1 protein-coding gene and 2 pseudogenes are annotated in these 1,752 nt (G+C 70.6%); 1 reads left to right on the forward strand and 2 read right to left on the reverse strand.

All coding sequences use genetic code 11. The features are described 5' to 3' along the window. A pseudogene (locus AB0J76_RS49430) lies at positions 1-384 on the reverse strand (phospholipid carrier-dependent glycosyltransferase); the annotation flags it as partial. 5 nt (positions 385-389) lie between these two features. Next, positions 390-1,232 carry a 16S rRNA (cytidine(1402)-2'-O)-methyltransferase gene (gene rsmI / locus AB0J76_RS49435; protein WP_352331356.1) on the reverse strand — a complete coding sequence of 281 codons (843 nt, stop codon included), beginning with the start codon at positions 1,230-1,232 and terminating at the stop codon, positions 390-392. 79 nt (positions 1,233-1,311) lie between these two features. On the opposite strand from rsmI, the pseudogene AB0J76_RS49440 reads away from it, so the two are divergent. After that, positions 1,312-1,752: pseudogene (locus tag AB0J76_RS49440) on the forward strand (phospholipid carrier-dependent glycosyltransferase); the annotation flags it as partial.

Here is a 1,752-nt window from a genome sequence, read left to right on the forward strand (position 1 = left end):
CGCGAACCGCCAGCCGAACGGGTTCATCCCGAACAGCCACTCCCCCGAGGCGATCATCCACTTGCCCAGCGGCGGATGCGCGACGAACGAGGCACAGTCGGACGACTGAGGGCACTGGCGGAAGATGTCCAGGTTCCCGGCGATGAGCCGCCGGTCGGCGATCGGGTTCTTGGCGTCGCCCAGCATCGCGCGCTCGACGCCGTACCTGAGCAGGGACCAGGCGTCCTTGGCGTAGTAGGTCTCGTCGAAGACGACGGCCTTCGGCTCACCGAGGCGGACGAACCGCAGCAGCCCGCCGAAAAGGGCGACCAGCAGCGGCCCCGCCCAGCCTAAGAGGGGCCGCCCCTGGAACGGCGGGACCAGCCGTCGTGCCGTCTCGCCCATGTCGATCACCCTATGCGTTTGTGCACCAGGTCATAAAGTTCGCGTCTCGGCACACCCGCGCCCTTGGCCACGTCGGCGATGGCGTTCTTCCGCTGCTCGCCCTCGGCCACCCGGCGGTCGACCTCGGCGACCAGCTCGTCCATGTCGGGCTCGCCCGCCCCCGGCACGCGGCCCGCGACGACCACGGTGATCTCGCCCTTGACGCCGCCCGCGGCCCACTCGGCCAGCTCGCCGAGACCGCCGCGGCGCACCTCCTCGTACGTCTTGGTCAGCTCGCGGCAGACGGCGGCGGGCCGGTCGGGCCCGAACGCCTCGGCCATCGCGCCCAGCGACTCGGCCAGCCGGTGGGGGGCCTCGAAGAAGACCATCGTCCGCTCCTCGGCCGCCAGCGCGGACAGCCGCCGCGCCCGGTCGCCGGTCTTGCGCGGAGGGAAGCCCTCGAAGCAGAACCTGTCGCTGGCCAGCCCCGACACGGCGAGGGCCGTGGTGACGGCGCTCGGCCCCGGCAGCGCGGTCACCGTGATGCCCGCCTCGACCGCCAGGTGGGTCAGGCGGTAGCCGGGGTCGGACACCCCGGGCATGCCGGCGTCGGTGATGACCACGACCGTGCGGCCCTGTCTCAGCGCCTCGACGAGCTCCTGGGCGCGGCCCGCCTCGTTCTGGTCGTAGTAGGACACCACCCGGCCGCTGATCTCCACGCCCAGCTCGGTGGCGAGCCTGCGCAGCCGTCTGGTGTCCTCGGCGGCCACCACGTCGGCGCCGGCGAGCACCTCCCGCAGCCGCGGCGAGACGTCACCCGCCTGACCGATGGGGGCTCCGGCCAGCACCAACCTGCCTTCTCCAGTCACCCGACCATTGTGGCAGGGCATACCAATTAGACCGTGATTCTTGCAGTACCTAACGGCTTGGGGCCCGTACGATGTCCGAATGGCGGTGACCGATTCCCCGTACCAGGCCTACGACAACCCGGAGGTCGGCGAGAGCCAATCGCAGACGCGGTCCCTGCGTGACCGGGTGATCCCCCCCATGCGTGGCAGCGTCCTGTGGGGGTGGGTCGGCCCGCTGCTGGTCACGCTCTTCGGCGGCATCCTGCGCTTCGTCAACCTGGGCCACCCGCGGGCCGTGGTCTTCGACGAGACCTACTACATGAAGGACGCCTTCTCCCTGATCAACTGGGGTGTCGAGCGCGTCACGATCAAGGACGCGGACAAGGCGATCCTGGCCGGGAAGACCGGCATCTGGCAGTCGTGCACGCAGGAGACGCTCGACAAGTGCGCCTCGTACGTGGTGCACCCGCCGCTCGGCAAGTGGATGATCGGCGCCGGTGAGTGGCTGTTCGGGCTCAACCCGTTCGGCTGGCGGTTCGCC

The organism is Nonomuraea sp. NPDC049624 (genome assembly GCF_040675255.1).
Taxonomy (GTDB): Bacteria; Actinomycetota; Actinomycetes; order Streptosporangiales; family Streptosporangiaceae; genus Nonomuraea.